We start from the raw sequence: 20,294 nt of genomic DNA, 5'->3' as shown, positions 1-20,294 counted from the left end.
GCCGACCGCCCTACGCGGCCGTCCTACGCGGCCGCCTCCGCGAGCACCCGCGCCCCGCGCCCCGGCGTCATATCCAGCGCGCCCAGCGCCCATGGCACCGTGATGCCCGGCATCACATGCCGGTAGAGCGCCGACACATGCCGTTCCAGGTCGTGCAGTTCATCCAGGGCCCGCGCCATCATATGGATCCCGGCGTAGCAGGCGACCACCAGCCTGGCCGTCTCGGTGGCGTCGACCTGGGGCTGCAGTTCCCCCTGCCGGCCGGCCTCCGCCAGCAGCTCGATGCCCCGGTGGGTCCAGTCCCGGTAGGGGCTGGTGCGGTTGAGTTCGCACTCGCCGCTCTCGCCGGTGAGCCGGATGCTGCCGCGCAGCAGGACGGAGTGGGTGAGGCGGTGGGCGAAGACCATGCCCAGGTCCACGAACTCCTGGGTGCGCAGGGCCTGCGGCACCGGCGGCGGGGCGTCGGCGGCCTGGGCGTCGATGACCGCGCGAGCCAGCTCTTCCTTGGAGTCGAAGTGGAAGTACAGCGCTCCCTTGGTGACCCCGGCCAGTTCCAGGATGTCGGCCACCTTGGCCGCCGCATAGCCGTGCTCGGAGAAGACCGTGGCCGCGGCCTCCAGAATCGCCCGCTTAGTGCGAATTGCACGACTCTGCATCGCCATCGGCTACTTCATCCCTCTCACCGGCCCACCACAGCCGGGACACCATCCCCGTCCCGGCGATGCTCCAAGGTTAAACCGATGCTTATGGTGATGTTTGACCGGGCTTATACAGGCCCATATTCAGACACGGGATCCAAGAACGGCGGGCGCCGCGCGCCCGCCGTCCCCCGGACCTCACATGGCCGTCACTTGGAGCGGAACACCGCCTCCTGCACATCGGCGGGACTGTCGAACCGGTCCTTCTTCAGGTCGGAGATCTTCTCCACCACGTCATTGCTCGCCCGGTTCTTCCTGGCGACTTCGACCAGGTGCTGCTTGTCGGTGGGGTAGTGCGCGTTCTTCAGCGCCTTCTGCAGCTCGATGGGGTTGGTGCCGGCCATGAAGACCTCCTGTGTCGTGTATCCACCGCCGCCCGAGAGAACGGCCGCGGCTACGCCGGGTACCCGGAAATATCCGGACTAATCACCCGACTTCTCCGACTCCCCCGGCTCCCCCGACGCCTCCAGCAGCCGTGGCGGCGCGGCCTGCCGCCAGGAGTCCCGCAGGATGTCCCGCAGCTCCGCCAGATCCTCCAGGGCGGCCAGCCGCACCCGCACCCAGGCCGAGCTCGCCTCGTGCGGCGGCACCCAGAACTTCTCCGGCTCGGCCGCGATCAGCTCGGCCCGTTCATGCCTGGGGCAGCGCACCGCGATGGAGCTCTGGTCGTCGGGAACGGTGAGGAACATCTTTCCGGCGACCCGGAAGGTGGGCATGTTCCATGCCTCCTTCTCCACCGTCTCCGGCAGGGACAGGGCGAAACGGCGCACGGCGCGGGCGTCGATGATCATGTCGCTACGGTAGTGGCAGCAGTCACGCAGGATCTTCCCGCGTTCGCGGCGGTGCGGGACGACCAGGCCGGTGTCGCGTAGCCGCCGGCCGCGACGACGACCTGGCGGCTGGTCCATTGAGGACGAGGGCGGCGCGGGTGATCCCGCCGATATTGATCCATGCCGCGGCCGTTGATTCGTGGTACCGGGAGCCACTGGCCGCCGAGTTGCGCGACCGGGGCCACGAGGTGGTTGCACCGGACCTGCCGTGCGATGACGAGTCGGCCGGGCTCGCAGAGTACGCCGACACGGTGGTCGAGGCGATCGGCAATCGGACCGAACTCGTCGTCGTCGCCCACTCATTCGGCGGTTTTACCGGTCCGCCGGTGTGCGACCGGGTGTCGGCGGACCTGCTGGTCATGCTCCAGGCCCAGGTTCCGGCTCCGGGCGAGTCACCGGGTCACTGGTGGGACAACACCGGTTACGGGCCGGCCCGGCAGGAATCCGACCGCAGCAGGGGCGTCCCGGAGGGGACCGAAGAAGACCCACTCCCCCTTGTGCTGACCGACACCCCGGCCGCCCTGGCCTCCGAGTTCATGCGAAGAATGGTCGCCGAACGGCTCGGCTTCCAGCCGGACGAAATGCCCGGCGACCACTGCCCCTTGCTCGGCCACCCGGAGGAACTGGCCGACGGGCTGGAGGCGTACCGCGCCGCACTGTGATCGACCCGCACTCGCCCTTGCCGCCTTGAAGGCATCCCGCGCCAACGAGCCGAGCCCCACCACAGGCTTTGGATGTTCCGTTGTCAGAGGCCGGTGGTATTCCTGATCCATTGCCGCTCGGTCATGCCGTTCATGGGAGCGAAGAGCGCATGAGCCCAGGTGTAACAGCTGCCTTCTTGCGTAGGGTCGGGCGGAAACCCATTTGGCCAAGAAGCGGTATCCGTGACCCCGATCACCTTTTCAGTCACAGTTACGTTTCCGTTGGCATCGCTCTCGGTATAGATTTTGGTCACCGGCCCGCCAGAGTCTCCGTACACTGCGCAACCACCGGCGATTCCACAGCCAGTCCCCTCACTCCCGATGGTGGATGAGTCATAGCTCATTACCTTCCGCCGCGCCGACCTCGGCTGCGTGAACTTTCCGCTGCCTGGCCCGTAGCCAGAGGCGGTGACAATATCGCCGATCGCAGGCTCTGGATCCGTTGCATCAGCCAGCTTCATATAGCCGCCTTGATGCTCGCCATCTCCACTGGGAACCGGCATTACATCAGCGGTTTTCAAGAGTGCCACATCCGCCCCGTCCGGAGAGCGGTCGATTTCAGTGACACTGTGCCAACTGGCACCACCGTCTTCACTGACGGACATGCTTACACTGGACTGGTTCTCCCCGGTGCAATGGTTCGCAGTCAGGATCCAATTCTGCCCGATCAGCGAGCCACTACAGCCCCACGCTCCAGTCGAGCTCTGGCCGTAGATTTCAACTACCGCGGTGGGAAGCGGCATTCCGCTTCCACCTTCGACCGCATCGGCTGAGTACCCCGTCCCAAAACATAGCGTGGCAGCGGCTCCTGCCATCAGCGCGACTTTTCCAGACTTACGCATACTTGCCCTCCTCTACCGTTGTTTTGAGTCCGGCTCTACGGGGTTGTATAGACAACCGTCCACGCCTGGCCAGCGGAATTATTTGGACTGTCTACCACCACCGTCGAGCCCACTGCGGTGCCACAGCTTTCAAGCGCCTTCCCTGTAGCCTGACTGACGATGGCGTAAACGGCCCGACCAAAGGCGTCGGTAGATGTCTGCGTTACGGTCCACTTTGTGTATTTGGCGTTCGCTTGGTTTGGATATGCCACCATCTTGACCGGACCAGTATCAGTCGGGGCTGCCAGCACAAGTACCGGGTTGCAGCTGTCACGGATGGTCGCAGTGCCGTCTCCGTTGTCGTCGAACATCCACCTCTGCGAAGCATGATCCGAGTCGAACGCACCCATATCCGCATAACCCGTGGCGTTGGCGCACGCACCCTCCCTTTCCAGGGCGGATACAGGGCCGGCGTCAGGGTTATTGTTACTGAGACTGTGATAGTGGTTGTCTCCGACAATAGAGTTGCCCAACTGCTGCGGCACGGCATTACCGGGCCCAACTGCCGTAGCCTGCGCGGTGACTCCGGCCCCCCAGAGCAAGCCGGCCATCACCATGGGGGCGAAAAAGAACCGCCTCCGCCGAACCAGATTTTTGAACATGCCAAACCTCCTGCTGATCGATGGGACATTGGCGTGCAGTACCCGAGCTGCGAGACTTCTCGGCCGCCGATACCGGCCACGCAATCGTTGCGACTTTCGCCGGCACCAACAGCCGCCCCGGGCACAGGAGTTCCGCATGAGTGACGGTGCCGGGCTCAGACGGATGCGCTTGCCCCGTCTCCGCGGGGTGCGACCACCGATGGATGTCGGATCAACCTCCCTGACAGGAAGGTGACTTCACAGTCGCCCCTCCGGGGCAGACAGGCTGTAGCTCTCGTCCACCACCATCCGGGTAAGTAGAGTTGGGCGATGCCCAAACTGGAGCAGCTGCGTGCCGGCCATGCCCCGGCCGTCCTGGCCTTCGAGCTGGCGAACCGCGCCTACTTCGCCGCTTCGGTCTCCGACCGCGGCGATGAGTTCTTCGACGAGTTCCCCGACCGGTACAGCGCCTTGCTGGCTGAGCAAGAGGCCGGCATCAGTGCCTTCTATGTGCTCGTCGCTGAAGATGGCTCGGTTCTGGGCCGGTTCAACCTGTACGACCTCGAAGACGGCACTGCCGAACTCGGCTACCGGGTCGCGCAGCAGGTCGCCGGCCGCGGCCTGGCGACCGCGACAGTCCGGGAGCTGTGCCGGCTAGCGGCGGTGCGGCACGGGCTGCGCATACTGCGGGCGGCCGCCTCCCACAACAATGCGGCGTCCCAGAAGGTGTTGACCAAGGCCGGGTTTGCCGTGGTTGGCCCCGCTGCGCCGGCCGATCTCGGCGGTAGGTCAGGTACCTGGTACCAGCGAGACCTCCAGTTGTAGACCGTGATCCGGCTGATGGGCCGGCCGCGCAAGAACTGCCGACGTCAGCCATACCAACGGCTGTCTGCCCCGCACGCCCATGTCTTACCCGAAGAATCTGTACGCGTGTCGCCGACGTTGTAGTACCTGCCTTCCCATGAGCAGCCACTTTCCTTGGCATGAGTAGCGAGACGGGCAGGCTCCTCGATGGCCGACGCGGGAGCGGCCGCAGCGGCCAGGGCACCCGTACAGGCAACCGCAGCCGCAAGGTGACGAAGTGAAAACATTGCATTTCCCTTCAGTTCATTGCCGATGAGAGCGGCAAAGCGGCGGGCCCGAAGCGTGTAGCCTCAAGCCCGCCACCAGCCCCAGTCATGAGGGCCGCAGGGTCTTAGATGCCTGATGTCGTCCTGATCCAATCCCGCACATCCGAGATTCGAACACCACCAGAGGTACAGTGAATTCGGTCATCAAGCGAGGCACCATTCACATACGGACTGCCATAGGAATGCACGGCCACCACCTTTTCAGTGCCATTAAAGTTGTGCACTACAGGACCGCCGGAGTCACCCCCCAGCGTGCATGTTCCTGCCCGGCAATCATTCCCTGAATAGGTGATGGCCTTATTGGTCGCGTCATACCCGGTGACCTTTGCATTTCCTTTGTGGAGCAAGCGGACATTATTCACCCATGGCTGGCCCCAGCCGTATACGGTCTCGGTATCACCGACAGCCGGCACTGCGTCATTTGCATCGGCTAGGGTCAAAAATCCACCCTGAGGCGCGGGAACTGCATTCTGCAGGTGGTACAGCGCCACGTCTGCATCCCCTGAGGTAACTGCTCTGTCATAGGCGTAAGGGGTGTTGGAGTCATACCCGCCATCACCGCCTCCCAGGTAGATACTGCCGGGATAGATTGTCCCGTCAGGCTCCCACTGGACGCAGTGCCTCGCTGTCAGCACCCACTGACCGCCGATGAGCGAACCACTGCAGTTGTAGCCACCTGGTGAGTTGATAAAGATGAACACAGCCGCACGATGCCCCGTTTCCAATTGCCCGCCACTCACCGCATAGGCGCCGACGGAGTTCTGGGTGCACAGGGCCACCGCAACCCCGGCGATCATCGCAGCGTTTCTGAGCTTACGTACAACAGCGCTCTTCGCTTGGAACATCACTACCTCCTGTAATCCGGCGAGCGTACGGAGATCAGCTCAGGACAGTCCACTGCTGACTGGCGGAATTATTGCTCGGGTCGACCACCACCACGTTGTTGCAAATATCCAGTACGCTCCCGGTGAGATTGCTGGTGATGGTGACAAGCATTCTATTCTGGGAATCGGTTCCCACCTGGCTGACCGTCCACTTCTGGGTGGAAGGGTTCGTGTCTGAGGTTTGCATGTAGACCGGGCCCCCGACTTGCAGGGGATTCGTGCCGGCAATATTGGAATTGACATAGTTGGGATCACTCAGTGTGCGCGGCGTGTTGGCGGTGCAGCCATCGGAGATGGTCACCGTGCCGTCCTGGTTGTCCTTGAACATCCAGTACTGTGAACCGTCGCCGGCCGGCGCGACGATGGCATAGCCGGAGACCGCTCCGGCGCATCCGCCCTCCCGTTGAAGCACCAAGTTACTGTTGCCCGCATTGGCGAGGACGTGCCACTTGCCGTCGGCCAACGGCGGTTGCGCGGGACTGCTTGAGCCGGCGGCGTGTGCGGCTCCGCCATTAACTGCCAGCAGGCATACGGCGAACACCGCGGGAAACACTCGGAATCTGCGCCAAGACGCTTGATCAGGCATGCGAGAACCTTTCTTGTATTTATCCTGTGTCGGTCCGGGCAGCGGGCAGGGCCGAAGGGCTGCCTCCCCGCTGCCTGGACAGGGAACACGGCACTGTGAGTTCAGGACTGGAATGTCCAACTCTGAGTGCTGGAACTGGAGTTGGCCGGGTTCACCACCACCTGCGCGTTCGCGTTCGCGTCCGGCGCACTGTCGAGGACATTGCCTGATGCCACATTGGTAAGGGTGAGCAGGCCGTTTTTGTGTGTGACGATCCGCCACTTCTGGCTGTTGTTGTTCGGATCGAGAGGAAGCACCTTCACCTGTGCGCCGGCGGACCCGGGGTCGGTCAGCGTGCCGGGGGTCTGACCGCTATAGGTGCAGTTGTCGGTGAAGCTCACGGTGCCGTCGGAGTTCGGGGTGGCCTTCCACTGCTCCGACGTGTACGTCGAGTTCCATGTGTCGAGCACGGCGAGGTCCGTCGGCTGGCTGCAGTTGAGGGCCGCCCTGACCGCCGTACTCGCCACACCCGATCCTGGCGAGGACCCTCCGGTCCTGTTGTTCGTGATACCGAAGTACCCGCTGTTGCCGGAGTTGCCGATCCGGTACATGGCCACGCCGTGCGCGTTCACATAGGCGCTGAGCTGGTTGTTCTGGATGTAGGTATTGGCGTGCTGCGCATCCCACAGTTCCGTGGGGACACTCGTGGTGTTGGGCACATTCAGTGCTGCGAGGTTGACCGAAACATACTTGCCCTGGCTGCTGGCCGGGTCATCCCCATTGATGAACAGCACAGCCGTATCACCGTTTGCCAGCGGTCGCTTCAGCACCCGCGTGGAGCCGGTGGCGGTAACTTCCGAATCGGCGACCTGCGTTGCCGGCACGCCGAGCGGGTCCTGGTCGACATTGATGACGTCTTGCTTCTTGTAAATGCCAAGGGAATTCGAATCGATACCGGTCAGGTCGACACCGGAGATGAGCGGGGAAGCCATCATCGAATAGACGGACATCTCCGTGCGCGACTGGTCATCGCTGACCTTGCTGCCGCCACTTCCCCCTTGGTAGCCGGCCCACATCATATCCATGTCGTTCCAGCTGGTGGGCCGGACGTTCTCGGGATACGCCAACGACTGGTCCAGCTGATTCATGATGCCGTTGTAGTCGCCGGCCGAGCGGTCACCGCCGGTGCGGCACAGATGTGCCACCTGGCCGCACCAGACTCCGGTGGGCGAGAAGCCAGGAGCGCGGTACTGATAGACCGAGTTCTGGTTGTCCGTATAGTCGATCACCGGGTCGCTGAAGGCGGGATCGCCGGGATTGACGCTCTGCAGAATGCTCTTGGAGCCATAGTGGTTGGGCTGAGCCGAGACGCTTACCGTCACCTTGTGCTTGCCCTGGGCCGCAGCGGCCCGGTCCAGCGCCTGCTGAAAGGCCTGGACCCGCGCGTACATGGACTGGCCCAGCTCCTTGCCCTCGCCATGGGTGGTTTCGGAGCCAACCGGAATGTCCGGGCCCGACCACACGGGGCACGAGTCGTACTTCACATAGTCCACCCCCCAGGACACGAAGTCCGTGGCGTCGGTGTCCTCATGGCCCAGGCTGCCGGGGTGGCCTTGGCAGGTCAGATATGTACTTGTGGAATAGAGGCCGAACTTCATGTTCTTGCTGTGCGCATAACTCGCCAGTGCCGCGATCCAGCCCTTCCCGTCGGGGAAGTTGGTCGCGCTGTTGGGGTCGTTGGGGTCGTATCGAGGAACAAGGTGCCCAGAGCTCAGATCGTTCCCGGTCCCGTCGGTACCCGGCACAGGGTTGTTATTGGCGTCGTACAGCTGCCTTCGGTGATCGGAGCTGCTCGTTTTGAGGGGATATCTTCCTGAGCTGTCATAGATGCTGCCGTCCGACTTGATCTGGTCGCCATCCCGGGCCGCCGCGGACCAGCCGTCGTCGATCGTCACCGTGTCATACCCGGCCTGCACCAGGCCGTTGGCGCTCATGTAGTCGATGATGTTCTTCACTTGCTGTTCGGTCACATTCGTACCGAAGGCATTCCAGGAGTTCCAGCCCATCGGCGGAGTAAGTGCCAGGCCATTGCCCAGCGCTGCGGCGGGTGTGGCGGCACCGAAGGTGGCCAGCCCCAGTCCGGACGCGGTCATGGCCGCGCTCAGCAGGAGGCTTCGCAGCCGGAATCTCGGTCGGCTGTGAACTCTCCTGAAAGGTTTCCAACTCATTGATCCTCCAAATCGCGACATAAGGCAGTTCACAGGTTTCATACGGCGGATCCGCCTACAGAACACCGGAGTCAGGAAGCCGTCCATGGACCGGGGCGCACCGCCCCAAGGATGGGATTGGCAGCGATCGGCGACACCTTGACAAACGCGCCGCGGTGCGGGGCTTGGATGACTTTGCCGTTGCCGATGTAGATCGCCACATGAGTGGCGTGTGCAAAGTAGACGACCAGATCGCCGGGGCGCAGGCCGGACAGCGGAACCTTGTGCAGCCTGCGCCATTGCTCCTGGCTTGTTCGTGGAATGGCTACTCCGGCATGCCGCCACGCCTGGGTGGTCAGCCCCGAGCAGTCGTAGGCTTCCGGGCCCTGTGCACCCCACTCGTATGGCTTTCCCAGCTGCTGGAATGCGTAGCCGATCGCCTCCCTTCCGCGCAGCGAGAGCTCACCGGGATGAAACCGACGGCGCGGGCGGGTGAGCCGGGCTGGAGCAACCATCGGACCCATGGTCCAATGCCCGTGCATTTCGCGGTAGTTGCCGGAGCCGACCGCCTGCTCCGGCATGGCGGCCACCGGCTGTACGGACATCCCGGCAAAGGCGGCCAGGGCTGACAGACAGCCGGCCACCTTGACCGGCAGTGTCCTTCTCATACGGGACATGCGCTCTCCTCCCCCTTGAAGCCCGACCTCGGCCGGCAGCCTCGGGCGACGGCATCGGATCCGGGGGTGTGCCGGGAGCAGGCGTAGGCCGCCACCGCCGATTCGCCGGTGGGGATCCCGCCCGGAGCGATGGCGGGCGCATCACAGGACCTTGATTACGTACTGTGACAGGGCCCCTTGTTCCCGCCAACCCTCCATTTTGATAGGGCCGGTCGCTGATGGGAGCCACATGATGATGCTGTGCATCGGTGCTGTCGGCTTCGTGGTCACCGTGTCGCCGGAGCGCACCGTTGTTGTCCCTCAATCTGTCGTAGGGAAAGGGACAGCGGAGACAATCGGCTTGACGAAGTTCACAAGCGCCGGTTTCCCGGCAGTCGTTTCATCTTCCGGTAATCGCCCGGCCGGTGCACCATGTCCCCCAAGTCCTGCCCGAATGCCCGTAGTTCGACATCGTTCAGGTCAAAGGGGTTGTAGCTCACCTTCACCTGCATCCCGGTGAGCGCCGGATCCACCTCGTAGGTGTTTCCGTGGAAGCTGATGGTGGCCTCCTTGGTCACCGTCTTCGTCTGGGATCGCAGAAACGCTTCGCGCAGGTCGGCCGGCGAAGGGAGCCGCGCCGGCTTCCCGATGGAGGCCAGCCAGCGCTCGATCGGAGGCTGTCCGGTCTCCGGATGGGCCGTACGGTGGTAGACGGACTCCACCCAGGCCGCGAACACCCTGTTCAGCTCGGCCGGATGGACAACGGCCTGGGCGACATGGCCGCTCAGGCCGGCCAGGAAGCGCTCGCACAGCAGGCGGGAGGAGGATTCGCCGCTGCCGTGCTCACATGGCCGCGCCGGCCGGGCGTGCGCCAGCCGGATCGTCAGGGTGACGCAGGCCTTGAGCAGCCAAATGTCCAGGGGTGCCGGTCCGTTGGGTACCTGGATGGATTCCGGGACCCCGTAGGCGGCGAGCGCGGGGCGCAGGGCGCCCGCCAGGCGAAGCGGGTCTTCCGCATAGCCGAAGCGGTACCCCACGACCGCACGGGAGTGGTCGTCGATGAAGGCGAAGAGCCGGGTGTCGCGTCCGCGGATCTTCGGTCCGGGACAGGCGATCCCGGTCCAGCGTTCGTTTCCGCCCGGGGTGTCATGCCGGGCGGACGGACCGCTCTTCCTCGGCCGGGAGACGGCCAATCCGGCGGCGGCGAAGTGTCGTTGCAGGGTGCGGTCGGTCGGTGACCAGCCATGCACTGTGCGCAGGATCTGCTGGACCTGGGCGGCGGTACGGGAGGGGTTCTCCCGTTTGAGTGCGATCGCCAGTTCCAGTACCTCTGCCGGAGTCCGTGGCACGGCTCTGCGGGGTTCGGGCACCAGCGCGGCGAAGCCGCCCTTGCGATAGGCCCGTGTCCAGCGGTCGATTGTGGCGCGTGAGATGCGGACTCGCCTGCCGGACAAGTCGGTGTGTTCTCGCCCGGCCAGCTCCCGGGCGAGTTTCCCGCGTTGGCGTGTCGTCAGTGCGGGGTCCATCAGCGCTTGGACCAGGGAGTAGCGGAAGAGACCCGCCTGCCGGGCCCTTTCGGTCCGCCGACAGGCTTCGTCCTCGCTCGACGACATCGGCACTCACACCCTTTCTCCTCATTCCGTCCACCTATCACGGACAGTCGCGATCAAGACTGGAGCCATCCCTCGGCTCCGCCCAGAGGCGGCATGTGTTGATCAACTTTTTGAAGCGGCGCATGCCAGGAGTCGCCCGCCCGTCACCCGGCCGGCGAACCGCCACCAGGACGACGCGCCGGCAGCACCCCCCTGGCGCACCGCGGCCAGATAGGCGGCCACGACGGCCAACACCGCGTCCAAGTCCGGCGAATTACCGGTGTCCCAGTGCGCCGGGACACCGGTGCGCACGGCTACGACGAGGCTGAAGAACCGGTGAATGGCCTTTGCCCGCCGGGCGAAGCGCCGGATCCAGCCACGGACCGTGCCCTCGGCCCGTCCCAGGCGTGCTGCGATCTTCCGGTGGCCCATCCCCAGTGCCGACAGCTCCAGCGCCGTCCCGATCACCTCCGCCGTGTCGGCTCGCCGGGGCCAGAGGCTGTCGGCCAGCAGCACATGCGTGGTCGCACACTTCGAGCAGCGTGCGCGGCGGGGCCGTACGGACAGCCGGGCACCATGGGCGCCTCTTACTTGCCTTCGCCGGCCGTACCCCCATGGCGCCAGGGCCGCCCCGCACCGCGGACATCTCATGTCGCCTTCCATCAACCGCCGTTCAACCAGCCGTGGATCGTCGTCAACCAACAGCACTCCGCACCTCCACTCCCTGCACACCGTGTCGTCGCACACAAAACAAATCGGAATTTCCAGCAAATCCACGGATGCTGCTCACCATGAATGTCGCCGGACCCGTTTACGTGCTCGGGCAGAAGGCGCACCGAGATCAATTACGGTGACGGACAGCTTTACCACACGATGTCGAACACAAGCCTTCTTGAATCACCGCAAAAATCGCAACACACGATCATCTAAGTTCTCTCTCGCCTATTGCACAAGCAGCCGGGCCGTGCTCCACTGTCGGTCGTCGAACGGGCGCCGCCCGAAGACCTGATTTCCACGTATTCCAGTCCGAGGATGCAATGTTGGAAAGAAAATTCATGTTCTGTGACGCGCACTCGGACGGTGCGCATGCCATGGTCAGGGCATGTGACCGTTGCCTGGAGAGAACTCGGGATCTCCTCAGTGAATTTCCCCGAACCTACGCGCATGTGCGCATGGAGCTGGAATCCCATCGTCCAGGCATTTCCGTGTCGACTCGTCGGCAGGTTTCCCTGCGCCACCCCAAGGGGCCGTCAACTCCTTTGAACATCGGTTTGCTTGACCTTGCCGACCGTATGGTGCATTCGCTCCGGCTCTGGGCTGATGACGCACTTCCGCCTGCCGCGGCACCCGGTACCGCGCAAGCCGGCCGCCTTGTGCCGAGTCTGTGCAGCATGCTGGCGACGGGCCTGCCCAAAACTCTGGGAAACGACAGATTCATTGCGCTCGCCGGAGATGTCTGGACCGTCCATGAGTCCGCCCGAACGGTGTTGGGATGGTCTGAAGCCACAGATCGGCTCGCAACGCCCTGTCCCGCGTGTGATCTGCGCTCGCTCGCCCGGACGCACGACTACCGCGTCCAGTGCCGATGCTGTCCGGCCTGGTGGACCAGACGGGAATGGGAAGCGTTCACCCAGCGAAGCTCCGCCTGACTCGGTCCCCGACGACTGGTGCCGGCCGTGCTCCGAGCACAGCCGGCACCCAATGCCTGAAGTACGCCGCAATCCCCGTGCATCACCGCAACGCCGCAGGGCGGGCCGGGCCCGGGCAGTGGCTGAGCGCCTCTCGCAGAGCCGGCAGAATCGACGCCGCATCCCGCAGCGGCAAGGGGACTCTGTCTCTGCCCGCCCATGGCGGTGTATCCCAGCGAACCCCGGGCGAGGGCGGCAGGGCGAGCCACTGCGTGGGTCCCGTGGTGACCCGGACTCGCTGGTCAAAACCGCGCAGTTGGACTGCGGACCCCGGGGCCACCAGCACCGTGACCGTCTTTTGGGACGTGGCCAGAGACGGCACCGGAACGCCTCGGTCCAGCTCGACCATCAGGGCCATGCCCACGGTGTGGGGCATGGTCAGGGCGTCGAACGCGGCGCAGGTGGCCACGACGGCCGTGGCCGGACCGGCGAACTCCGACCCGAATTCCGACGGCGCCAAAGGTTCAAGTCCGGCCAGCGGATGGGCCCCGGGAGTCGGGCACCGACCGGCCTCGGGGTCCTCTTGGCACGTACAGTCACCGCACGGCCAGACGCGGTGGCCGCGTACCAAGGACCAGCCCAGAAGGTCCGCATAGAGGTGTGCAGAGGTCTTTGCGCTGAGACGGTGCAAGCCGTCGCTCATAGGGATCACCTTTCCTGGAAGACCCTCATGCCATATCGGGCTTGTCTGACGGCGGTTTCGTGGGTTCGCCGGCACGCCGCGCCCGCCGGTCCCGTTCCACCGCAAGTACCTGGTCTTCTCGATAGAGGAGAGGACCGCTCCGTCCCTGCCTGCCCACCGGGGCGAGATACCCACGTCTGACCCACTGCCGAATGCAGGCAGCGGAAACCTTCGCGATTTCTCCGGCTTCTTCTCCGGTGACCAGCCGGTACTGCCACCAGCCGACCGGGAGTTCAGACGGAAGGAACGCCTCCGAGTTGCGCTTCATCACCGTGACCGATTCCTCTCCTGGCTTTCGTTCTGCGTATCAGCGATCTGCGCTACCAGGGAATCCATGAGTCTCTTCAGACTCTCCATACGGACAATGATCCTCTCCACCTCTCCGGACGACTGCGCAAAGCACTCGTCAGTGCCGGACGGCAGGTTGCATCTCTCATTCCTCACCTGCAGTGCAAGGTCCACCAGCCGGCCCAGCGACGCATCCAGTCGTGCCGCCGAGGTCTGGACCTCAGACAGTGTGGACAATGCGAACCGATGCAGAACCTGGCGTCGATCGAGAAGAATTTTCCGGCCCCGCCAGTTCAGGTAGCTTTCCACACTCGTGCGTTCAGGCATCGCTTCCCTTTCCAGGATCGTGACGCCTCGTCCGGTTGGCAACGCCTGTCCGCAGCGGTGGCACGGAGTCGGCGTCGTCCCGGTCGGCGGCCGGTTTCCCAATTCCTTCGCCGAATCCGGCGATTGGCCGGCCTGCCCGCGAGGGGGACGAGGTGGCTGCGCATGACCACGGAGGCCCGGACAGGAGCACACCCAAAACCGCGGAGCGAATACGGCGTCAGCCGCCTATCCACCGGGAAACATCATGGCCTGCGAAACGGTCCAGGGCGTGCGGGCACAACCGGCGGGAGCCTCGTGGCCGAATGTGACAGCTCACGCGCAGTACGTCAACCCACTCCTTGGGTTTCTCCGATACGGAACAGGCCCTCATTCCAGGGGCGTTCGAAACAGACTTCCATGCGGCCATCCGCTCGCATTGACACCCGGCATCCGGAGTGTCACACTCCGTACCGATGGTGGCTCTGTGTGCCTGGCCTCGCTGACATCGCGACAATCCCGGTGTACAGAGGCGGAGTTGAGTACCACCGCATCCTCTGCCCGGCCATGCCAGGCCACCACCTCGATTCCTGTGCCGGACCCGGCCGTCAACGCCTCCTGCGCTGCGCTTCCCGCGCGGCCTGTTCCGCATGCTTGCCGGTGTAACCGCCTCCGGACATCAGTCAACCGCTCCGCGGACAAGTGCTGTCCGCCCACCGGAAATTCCTTACAAGTCCTCAGCTGACGAGGGGAAATGATGACATGGATGCACGCACCATGCCGTTGTGGCGAGAACTGGCCCGGATGGACGATCTCCCGTCCGCCGCTACCTCAACCGTCGTCCATGCCCTGGTCAGTCCCGTTAACGGTTGCCACGGTTCCGGTCGCCATATGGAGCACTGGCGCCGGGAGGCCCTCGGTAAGGCGCTCGTCTCCCTCCTGCCCCGCGCTGCCTCACCGGACCTGCAGGCCCGGCTCATCAAAGCCAGTACCCGGGACGAGATCATCACGTTGATCGCCACCGGTGCCCTGCCCGCGGATGGCCTCCCCATCGTCACCGCGGTGCACGGTGTCTGGCCGGAGCTCATCGCCACACTCGCCGGTCAGAGCGGGCAACTGGCCAATGCCGTCCGTCTGCTGGCGAGCCTTGACTTCGCCCGACTCGGCGAAGTGCTCACCTGGTGGCATCTCACCGGATCAGAGGTTCCCCATCCTCTGGCCGAGGCAGTCTGCCGTCGTCTGCTCGAGCCCCTCACGGACGAATACCCCCCGCCCCAAACGCACCTGGACTGGGTGCAGCGCCTGGTCTACGGCCACGGAGACTGGCTGGGCACATACGACGACACCCCCTGGCGGATCCTGGAGGCCCACCCCGAGTTGTGGGCGCGCCTGGCCGTCCACTCCCGTTTCGGACGCTGGGTCCAGCATCTCCTCCTGGAACGCGCCGATACCGATCTGCTGGACGGGGCACTGCTGAGTACCTGCCTGCCCGTGGCCGTCTGTCCGGAGCTCACCGGCCTCCCACGACCGGGGCTCACCGCACGTGAGCGCCTCCGCCGGCTGGCACATCGGGTTCGCAGGCATCCACGGCTGCTGGCCCTGGTACCTCACGACATTCATGCCGCGGCCGCCGACTGTGTGACCCGTGGCCGGCTGCTCAGGCTGCCCCGCAAGCGGGCCCAGGACATCGTCGCCATCGCTGAGGACCTGGCCGTCGTCGGCGCCGAGCCACGGCATCTCACCCGGGCGGTCGCTCTGTTGGCCGGGCTCCCCCGGCCCGTCGTCGTCGCCGACCTCCCCAGTCTGCGCGGGACCGCTTGGTACACCTCCGCGGAGGAGGAGTCCCACCGGCTGCTCGAACACCGCGACCAGCACCTACGCGCCCGAGCGCTCGCTCATGTCGCAGCGAATCCAGCGGTTCCCAGCACGGTGATGACCGACGCCCTGACCTCCCTGCATCCTGCCGAACTCACCTGGATCCGCCGCTTTCCCGGCACTCCGGTCTGGTACGCGCAAGTCGCGGCGGCCATGCCCGTACCCGAGGACCAGGGCGTCCTGCGGATCGTCCCCGACCAAGAGCTCGACGCGCACCCGGCTCCAGCCGTTGTGCTCCAGTCCTGGCTGGACACAGCGCGCTCAACGAACTTCTGGGTACGGGAGCGTCTCTACTCGGCGGTGCTGCGGTCGCGCCACCGCACCGAGAGCCTGCTGCGGCAACTGCCCGCCCGGCACATCCTCACCATGGGTCCGCCCGAAGTGACCGCGGGCTTGGTGCTCGCCTTCTGCGGCAGCGACCCCGTCCGCTGGGCAGCTCTGGCCGAGGCGCTCAACTCACCGATGGGGGAAGCCCGGAGCTTCGGCGAATTCCTGGACCGAATCGCCCTGGCCGCCGCACGACAAGGACGAGGTGCTTCCCCGGCCGGCGGCCAGCCACCGGCCATCTCTTCGGGTGCGTCCGCGCAGTGCGCGTACCGCGGCGGCGATTCCGGCTCGGTGATTCCTCAACCCACCAGCCGGACCTAGGAGATCGGGGCATGCTCGCCGTTCCCGTCCCCTGGACCAGCCGCCAGCTGGAGATCGTCGCCGGGATGGCCCGCGGACTCTCCACCACGGAAATCGCGGCCGAGATCGGTGTACAGCCGTCGACGGTGAAATCCCATATCAAGAAGATCTCGCACAACATCGGGATGTCCACGCGCGCCGGCATCGTCGGCTACGCATGCCGCCACGATCTGCTGCGCGTGGCACCGCCTTGTCTGCCGCGCCTCCGGACGGTCCTCTCCCACCGGCAGAGACGGATCCTGGACGGAATAAGCCGCGGATTGACGAACAAAGAGATCGCTCGGGAGATGTATGTGTCCACGGACACGGTGCACACCCATGCGCGCCACCTCTACAAGGCCATCGGCGTCAAAACGAGAACCGAGGCCGTCGCAGTCGCTCACCAGTTGGGCCTGCTATGCCACGAGCAAACGGAGAACCGCGAACGATCGCCGGAAGGCTGAGAGTCGGATGGGCAGATGCGGACGCCCGCTGGGCGGGCTCAAGGGCAAGAACCGACAGGCAAACGAACTGGCCGGATTCCTGCGTGACTTGACCGCCGGTGTCACCACGCGGGAGCTGGCACAACGCTACAACACCGGAAGAACGATCTGGAGCGACTACCGCTCCGGTATCCGGCTCATCCCATTGCCACGACTCGAGCAGATCGTCGACGACCGGTTTTTCGGGGACCTGCCGGGACACGCCGTCTTCAAGGCCACGGCACGCCATCTCTACGCCGAGGCCGTCATCGCCCGGAAGGCATCACGGCTGAACGCCGGTGACCAGGGCGGCACCACCGGCCCGGAGGTGGGCGGAGCGGGCGAGTAAGGGCTGGGCATCGCCCCTGTCCGCCGCACCCACGCATGTTCCCTGCCCCTCGGACGGTCCTGAGGGCGTAACAAGGAGTGATTCGGCTATGAAGGCCATCCGTCAGCGCATGATCCAGGTATCCAGGTGGCCGGTCTGCCTCGGAATGCTCGTCGCCTGCCTGGCCGTCGGCACCTTCGGCAGGCCTGTGGTCCATGAGGCGCGTATGGGCAGTACACCATTTGAACGTGCGGGCGTTCCTCCCGGGGCTTCTCACCCCAGGCCATGGCCGCCCGCTGCCCCATCTCATGTCGCTACCGGGTCACCCGGCGAAATCACGGCAGAGGCCGATGAATCCGGGATCCCGGCCACGGCATTGGCCGCCTATCGTCATGCCGAGCGCCTCGAAGCGATCGCGCGCCCGGGCTGTCACCTGCCCTGGGAACTCCTGGCGGGAATCGGCGAGGTGGAGTCCGGTCACGCCCGGGGTTACGGTCTCCACCCGGACGGCTCGACCGATCGCCCGGTCCTCGGCCCTCGCCTGACCGGTGGCCCGTTCGCCGAGGTCAGGGACACCGACGAGGGGTACTGGGACGGCGACGACGCATACGACCGGGCGGTCGGGCCCATGCAGTTCCTCCCGGCTACCTGGATGGCATACGCCTTCGACGGCGAGGAGGAAGGGTTCAAGGATCCCGACAACTTCTTCGACGCGGCAGCAACGGCCGCTCATTACTTGTGTTCCGAGGGCGGCGACATAAGGAACGAGGCCGACCGTCACCGGGCCCTGTTGCGCTACAACCCCTCGGAAGACTATGCGCGTTGCGTTGTCGCCTGGATGCGAACCTATGCGGACGGCAAGGCGCGTCCGGCGTCCGGCGCTCCCGACGTCCAGCGCTCACCGCGCCGTCCCGCGCATTCCGTACCACGGCCCAAGTCCACACCCAAGCCCAAGTCCACGCCGATGCCGATGCCGATGCCGACGCCCACGCCCACGCCCACGCCCACGCCCACGCCCACGCCCACGCCCACGCCCACGCCCACGAACCGTACCGACCGACAACACCGCGGAGCCACGCCGCTTCACACCACGCGCCCCAAGCCGGCCGAGGCGGCCCCGTACACCCCCAAGCCCGCCGAGACCCCATCCAGCACGTCCAGGTGCGAGGAATCCCCCCTCGGCCGGGACGGTACCGAGCCGCCGGCGGACAAGTCCTCCCCCAGCCCGTCCACCGACAGCCCCCACACCGCTGTCACCGCTCCGCCGACCGCCTCACCCTCCCCAGCCGCTCAGGCTCCCAACGGCCCTGAGCCCGAGGGTGTCTGCCGAGTGCCCGGCGAGCGGTTCGTCCCGGCCCAGCCCACCGGGCGTCACCCCATGGCCCTCGAGGCCCCGAGTCGCACCGCACCCGACGCTACGACGGGCTTCCAGACCTCCCCCGGTCGTTCTGCAGCTCCCACAGCTCCCGGAACAGGCCCGGGGTGTCCACCAGTTCCCGGAAGGAACCCTGCTGGATGACCCGGCCCCGGTCCAGCACCACAATGCGGTCGGCGACGGCCACATTGGCCAGCCGGTGGGTGACCAGGACCACGGCCCGGTCCCGCGCCATGGCCCGCAACCCGGCGAAGATGCGGTGCTCGGCCCGGGCGTCCAGGGCGCTGGTGGGCTCGTCCATCACCAGCAGCCCGGCCGGCCGGTGGAAGGCGCGGGCGATGGCGACGCGCTGCCACTGGCCGCCGGACAGGTCCACTCCGCCGAACCACTCCCTGGCCAGCAGGGTGTCCAGACCGCTGCGCAGCCCGGAGACGACCTCGTCGGCGCCGGACTGCCGGGCCGCGCGCAGCACCGCCTCGTCACCGCCGTGCGGCTGGCCCAGGGTGATGTTCTCCCGGGCGGTCATCGGCCAGTGCGCGTAGTCCTGTGGCACCACCGCGGTCTGCCGCCACAGCGCGTATGGGTCCAGTTCCCTGGTGTCCACCCCGTCCCAGCAGACGCTGCCGTCGGTGGGCAGATAAAGGCCGGACAGCAGCTTGCTCAGGGTGCTCTTGCCGGAGCCGTTCTCCCCCACCAGCGCCAGCACCTCGCCCCGGCGCACGGCCAGGCTCACCTTCTCCAGGGCCGGGCGGTCGGTGCCGGGGTAGCGGTAGCCGACCGCCTCGGCCTCCACGGCGTACGGGGCGGCGGGCCGCACCGTGCCCCGGCGCACCCGGTGCCCGCCCGCCTCCTCGATGAACTCGGCCCAGTCGTCCAGGTAGAGCCCGGTACGGAACAGCCGGGTGCCGTAGGCGACCATGCCGCGCAGTGAGGAACCCACCGTGCGCAGCGCGAACACCGCGGTGCCCGCCGAGGCGACCGACATCCGTCCGGTGGCCAGCAGCATCGCCAGGGCCACCCACACCAGGGCGGAGGCCACTCCCCCGGCCAGCGCGCCGGCCAGCGCGTAGCGCGCGCCCCGGTTGACCGCCCGGTCGGTGGCGCAGTCGATGCGGGTGCCGATGGCCCGGTAGCGCTCCAGCAGGAAGTCCGCCATGGTGCCGGACCGCAGCTGATCGGCCGGGCGCTTGTCGGTGACGTACCAGCGCAGGTGGTTGAGCACCCGGCGTTCGGCGCTCAGTGCGCGGGAGGTCTGGTACTGGATGCGGGCGGCCTTGATGCCGGCGATGCCCTGCGGCAGGGTGGCCAGCGCCAGCAGCGGCAGCAGCACCGGGTGCAGCAGGGTGACCACCCCCGCGGCGGCCACCAGCGAGGCGACACAGGACATCAGGTCCTGGGCGTCGGTGAGCAGATCGCGGGTCGCCTCCGCGCCCCGGTCGGCGGCCTCGCGCTTGTCGTTGAAGCCGGGGTTGTCGTAGGCGGCGAGCTCGGCGTGGATGGCGGCGTCCAGCATCTGCATCTCCGCCTCCCGGGAGATGCGCGGGGCCAGCCGGCTGGAGATGTTGCCCACCGCGATGGCCAGCAGGGCGCGGGTGCCCGCGGCGGCGGTGAGGACCAGCAGGGAGGGCAGCGCCTCCCACAGCCGGTCCTGGATATGGCCGGAGGCGATCAGCGCGGTGATGGTACGGGTCGTGGCCAGCAGCCCGAATGCCTCCAGGGCCGCCGAGACCACCTGGCACACCAGCAGCAGGACCACCGCCTTGCGGTCCACCCGCCAGGCCAAGGACAAGGCTTTGCGCACCAGTTGGGGCAGCCGGCGGCTCATCGACCGGGCGGTCATGGGGTTGTTGGTGAAGAGGTTCAGGCTGTGGGAGTTGTACCG

Annotated in this window: 17 protein-coding genes and 2 pseudogenes; 6 read left to right on the top strand and 13 right to left on the bottom strand. The window is 66.0% G+C overall.

All coding sequences use genetic code 11. From position 1 onward, the window contains the following. Nucleotides 1–23: 23 nt before the first annotated feature. The 3 genes from ACIHFE_RS27285 to ACIHFE_RS27275 form a co-directional block, all read right to left on the bottom strand. Nucleotides 24–656, bottom strand: coding sequence for a ScbR family autoregulator-binding transcription factor (locus tag ACIHFE_RS27285; protein WP_400110570.1), 633 nt, complete (start codon nt 654–656; stop codon nt 24–26). Between the two features lie 191 nt (nt 657–847). Further along, on the bottom strand, nt 848–1,042 hold the full coding sequence (locus ACIHFE_RS27280; protein ID WP_400110568.1) for a DUF2795 domain-containing protein: 195 nt from the start codon (nt 1,040–1,042) through the stop codon (nt 848–850). A gap of 78 nt (nt 1,043–1,120) precedes the next feature. Continuing rightward, nucleotides 1,121–1,489, bottom strand: a complete 369-nt coding sequence (locus ACIHFE_RS27275) for an MmcQ/YjbR family DNA-binding protein (RefSeq protein ID WP_400110566.1) — start codon at nt 1,487–1,489, stop codon at nt 1,121–1,123. Nucleotides 1,490–1,626: 137 nt separating this feature from the next. Between ACIHFE_RS27275 and ACIHFE_RS27270 the strand changes: the two genes are divergently transcribed. Continuing rightward, nucleotides 1,627–2,190 carry an alpha/beta hydrolase gene (locus ACIHFE_RS27270; RefSeq protein ID WP_400110564.1) on the top strand — a complete coding sequence of 188 codons (564 nt, stop codon included), beginning with the start codon at nt 1,627–1,629 and terminating at the stop codon, nt 2,188–2,190. An 83-nt stretch (nt 2,191–2,273) separates the two neighbouring features. Here ACIHFE_RS27270 and ACIHFE_RS27265 read toward each other — a convergent pair whose 3' ends face one another. Together ACIHFE_RS27265 and ACIHFE_RS27260 are read right to left on the bottom strand one after the other, a co-directional pair. Next, nucleotides 2,274–3,071 (bottom strand): trypsin-like serine protease, encoded by a 798-nt coding sequence (locus tag ACIHFE_RS27265; protein WP_400110562.1) that lies wholly within the window; start codon nt 3,069–3,071, stop codon nt 2,274–2,276. A gap of 35 nt (nt 3,072–3,106) precedes the next feature. Then, nucleotides 3,107–3,712, bottom strand: a complete 606-nt coding sequence (locus ACIHFE_RS27260; protein WP_400110560.1) for an RICIN domain-containing protein — start codon at nt 3,710–3,712, stop codon at nt 3,107–3,109. Nucleotides 3,713–4,021: 309 nt separating this feature from the next. Here ACIHFE_RS27260 and ACIHFE_RS27255 point away from each other — a divergent pair, with 309 nt between their 5' ends. Continuing rightward, nucleotides 4,022–4,516, top strand: a complete 495-nt coding sequence (locus tag ACIHFE_RS27255; RefSeq protein ID WP_400110558.1) for a GNAT family N-acetyltransferase — start codon at nt 4,022–4,024, stop codon at nt 4,514–4,516. A 370-nt stretch (nt 4,517–4,886) separates the two neighbouring features. Here ACIHFE_RS27255 and ACIHFE_RS27250 read toward each other — a convergent pair whose 3' ends face one another. The 6 genes and pseudogenes from ACIHFE_RS27250 to ACIHFE_RS27225 all read right to left on the bottom strand — a co-directional run bounded on the left by ACIHFE_RS27250 (nt 4,887) and on the right by ACIHFE_RS27225 (nt 11,376). Continuing rightward, nucleotides 4,887–5,666, bottom strand: coding sequence for a S1 family peptidase (locus ACIHFE_RS27250; RefSeq protein WP_400110556.1), 780 nt, complete (start codon nt 5,664–5,666; stop codon nt 4,887–4,889). 34 nt (nt 5,667–5,700) lie between these two features. Continuing rightward, nucleotides 5,701–6,291 carry an RICIN domain-containing protein gene (locus ACIHFE_RS27245; RefSeq protein WP_400110554.1) on the bottom strand — a complete coding sequence of 197 codons (591 nt, stop codon included), beginning with the start codon at nt 6,289–6,291 and terminating at the stop codon, nt 5,701–5,703. Between the two features lie 101 nt (nt 6,292–6,392). Beyond that, nucleotides 6,393–8,423: an RICIN domain-containing protein gene (locus ACIHFE_RS27240; protein WP_400110552.1), complete on the bottom strand. Its 2,031-nt coding sequence runs from the start codon at nt 8,421–8,423 to the stop codon at nt 6,393–6,395. Nucleotides 8,424–8,569: 146 nt separating this feature from the next. Continuing rightward, a pseudogene (locus ACIHFE_RS27235) lies at nt 8,570–8,917 on the bottom strand (C40 family peptidase); the annotation flags it as partial. A gap of 587 nt (nt 8,918–9,504) precedes the next feature. Continuing rightward, nucleotides 9,505–10,746, bottom strand: coding sequence for a helix-turn-helix domain-containing protein (locus ACIHFE_RS27230; RefSeq protein WP_400110550.1), 1,242 nt, complete (start codon nt 10,744–10,746; stop codon nt 9,505–9,507). A gap of 102 nt (nt 10,747–10,848) precedes the next feature. After that, complete coding sequence (locus ACIHFE_RS27225; protein WP_400110548.1) at nt 10,849–11,376, bottom strand: DUF6431 domain-containing protein; 528 nt, start codon at nt 11,374–11,376, stop codon at nt 10,849–10,851. A 3,201-nt stretch (nt 11,377–14,577) separates the two neighbouring features. Between ACIHFE_RS27225 and ACIHFE_RS27220 the strand changes: the two genes are divergently transcribed. The 4 genes and pseudogenes from ACIHFE_RS27220 to ACIHFE_RS27205 all read left to right on the top strand — a co-directional run. Then, the gene (locus ACIHFE_RS27220; protein WP_400110546.1) at nt 14,578–16,209 is read left to right on the top strand and encodes a hypothetical protein; all 1,632 of its coding nucleotides are present in this window, start codon (nt 14,578–14,580) and stop codon (nt 16,207–16,209) included. 11 nt (nt 16,210–16,220) lie between these two features. After that, a complete protein-coding gene (locus tag ACIHFE_RS27215; protein WP_400110544.1) occupies nt 16,221–16,691 on the top strand; it encodes a response regulator transcription factor in 471 nt (156 codons plus the stop codon). Nucleotides 16,692–16,698: 7 nt separating this feature from the next. Continuing rightward, nucleotides 16,699–17,058: a hypothetical protein gene (locus tag ACIHFE_RS27210; protein WP_400110542.1), complete on the top strand. Its 360-nt coding sequence runs from the start codon at nt 16,699–16,701 to the stop codon at nt 17,056–17,058. An 88-nt stretch (nt 17,059–17,146) separates the two neighbouring features. Continuing rightward, nucleotides 17,147–17,728: pseudogene (locus tag ACIHFE_RS27205) on the top strand (hypothetical protein); the annotation flags it as partial. 155 nt (nt 17,729–17,883) lie between these two features. Here ACIHFE_RS27205 and ACIHFE_RS27200 read toward each other — a convergent pair. Together ACIHFE_RS27200 and ACIHFE_RS27195 are read right to left on the bottom strand one after the other, a co-directional pair. Beyond that, nucleotides 17,884–18,075: a hypothetical protein gene (locus tag ACIHFE_RS27200; RefSeq protein WP_400110613.1), complete on the bottom strand. Its 192-nt coding sequence runs from the start codon at nt 18,073–18,075 to the stop codon at nt 17,884–17,886. 377 nt (nt 18,076–18,452) lie between these two features. Further along, the gene (locus ACIHFE_RS27195) at nt 18,453–20,252 is read right to left on the bottom strand and encodes an ABC transporter ATP-binding protein (protein WP_400110610.1); all 1,800 of its coding nucleotides are present in this window, start codon (nt 20,250–20,252) and stop codon (nt 18,453–18,455) included. Nucleotides 20,253–20,294 lie beyond the last annotated feature (42 nt).

The organism is Streptomyces sp. NPDC052396, from assembly GCF_044593195.1.
In the GTDB taxonomy this organism is placed as follows: Bacteria; Actinomycetota; Actinomycetes; order Streptomycetales; family Streptomycetaceae; genus Streptomyces.
This window is presented reverse-complemented; position numbering and strand designations above follow the sequence as displayed.

Coding starts and splice junctions, on each gene's coding strand:
- ACIHFE_RS27195 (WP_400110610.1), bottom strand. CDS start 20,252: ATGACCGCCCGGTCGATGAGCCGCCGGCTGCCCCAACTGGTGCGCAAA.
- ACIHFE_RS27280 (WP_400110568.1), bottom strand. CDS start 1,042: ATGGCCGGCACCAACCCCATCGAGCTGCAGAAGGCGCTGAAGAACGCG.
- ACIHFE_RS27285 (WP_400110570.1), bottom strand. CDS start 656: ATGCAGAGTCGTGCAATTCGCACTAAGCGGGCGATTCTGGAGGCCGCG.
- ACIHFE_RS27275 (WP_400110566.1), bottom strand. CDS start 1,489: ATGATCATCGACGCCCGCGCCGTGCGCCGTTTCGCCCTGTCCCTGCCG.
- ACIHFE_RS27250 (WP_400110556.1), bottom strand. CDS start 5,666: ATGTTCCAAGCGAAGAGCGCTGTTGTACGTAAGCTCAGAAACGCTGCG.
- ACIHFE_RS27245 (WP_400110554.1), bottom strand. CDS start 6,291: ATGCCTGATCAAGCGTCTTGGCGCAGATTCCGAGTGTTTCCCGCGGTG.
- ACIHFE_RS27220 (WP_400110546.1), top strand. CDS start 14,578: ATGGAGCACTGGCGCCGGGAGGCCCTCGGTAAGGCGCTCGTCTCCCTC.
- ACIHFE_RS27260 (WP_400110560.1), bottom strand. CDS start 3,712: ATGTTCAAAAATCTGGTTCGGCGGAGGCGGTTCTTTTTCGCCCCCATG.
- ACIHFE_RS27240 (WP_400110552.1), bottom strand. CDS start 8,423: ATGACCGCGTCCGGACTGGGGCTGGCCACCTTCGGTGCCGCCACACCC.
- ACIHFE_RS27210 (WP_400110542.1), top strand. CDS start 16,699: ATGGGCAGATGCGGACGCCCGCTGGGCGGGCTCAAGGGCAAGAACCGA.
- ACIHFE_RS27225 (WP_400110548.1), bottom strand. CDS start 11,376: ATGAGATGTCCGCGGTGCGGGGCGGCCCTGGCGCCATGGGGGTACGGC.
- ACIHFE_RS27230 (WP_400110550.1), bottom strand. CDS start 10,746: ATGTCGTCGAGCGAGGACGAAGCCTGTCGGCGGACCGAAAGGGCCCGG.
- ACIHFE_RS27265 (WP_400110562.1), bottom strand. CDS start 3,071: ATGCGTAAGTCTGGAAAAGTCGCGCTGATGGCAGGAGCCGCTGCCACG.
- ACIHFE_RS27215 (WP_400110544.1), top strand. CDS start 16,221: ATGCTCGCCGTTCCCGTCCCCTGGACCAGCCGCCAGCTGGAGATCGTC.
- ACIHFE_RS27255 (WP_400110558.1), top strand. CDS start 4,022: ATGCCCAAACTGGAGCAGCTGCGTGCCGGCCATGCCCCGGCCGTCCTG.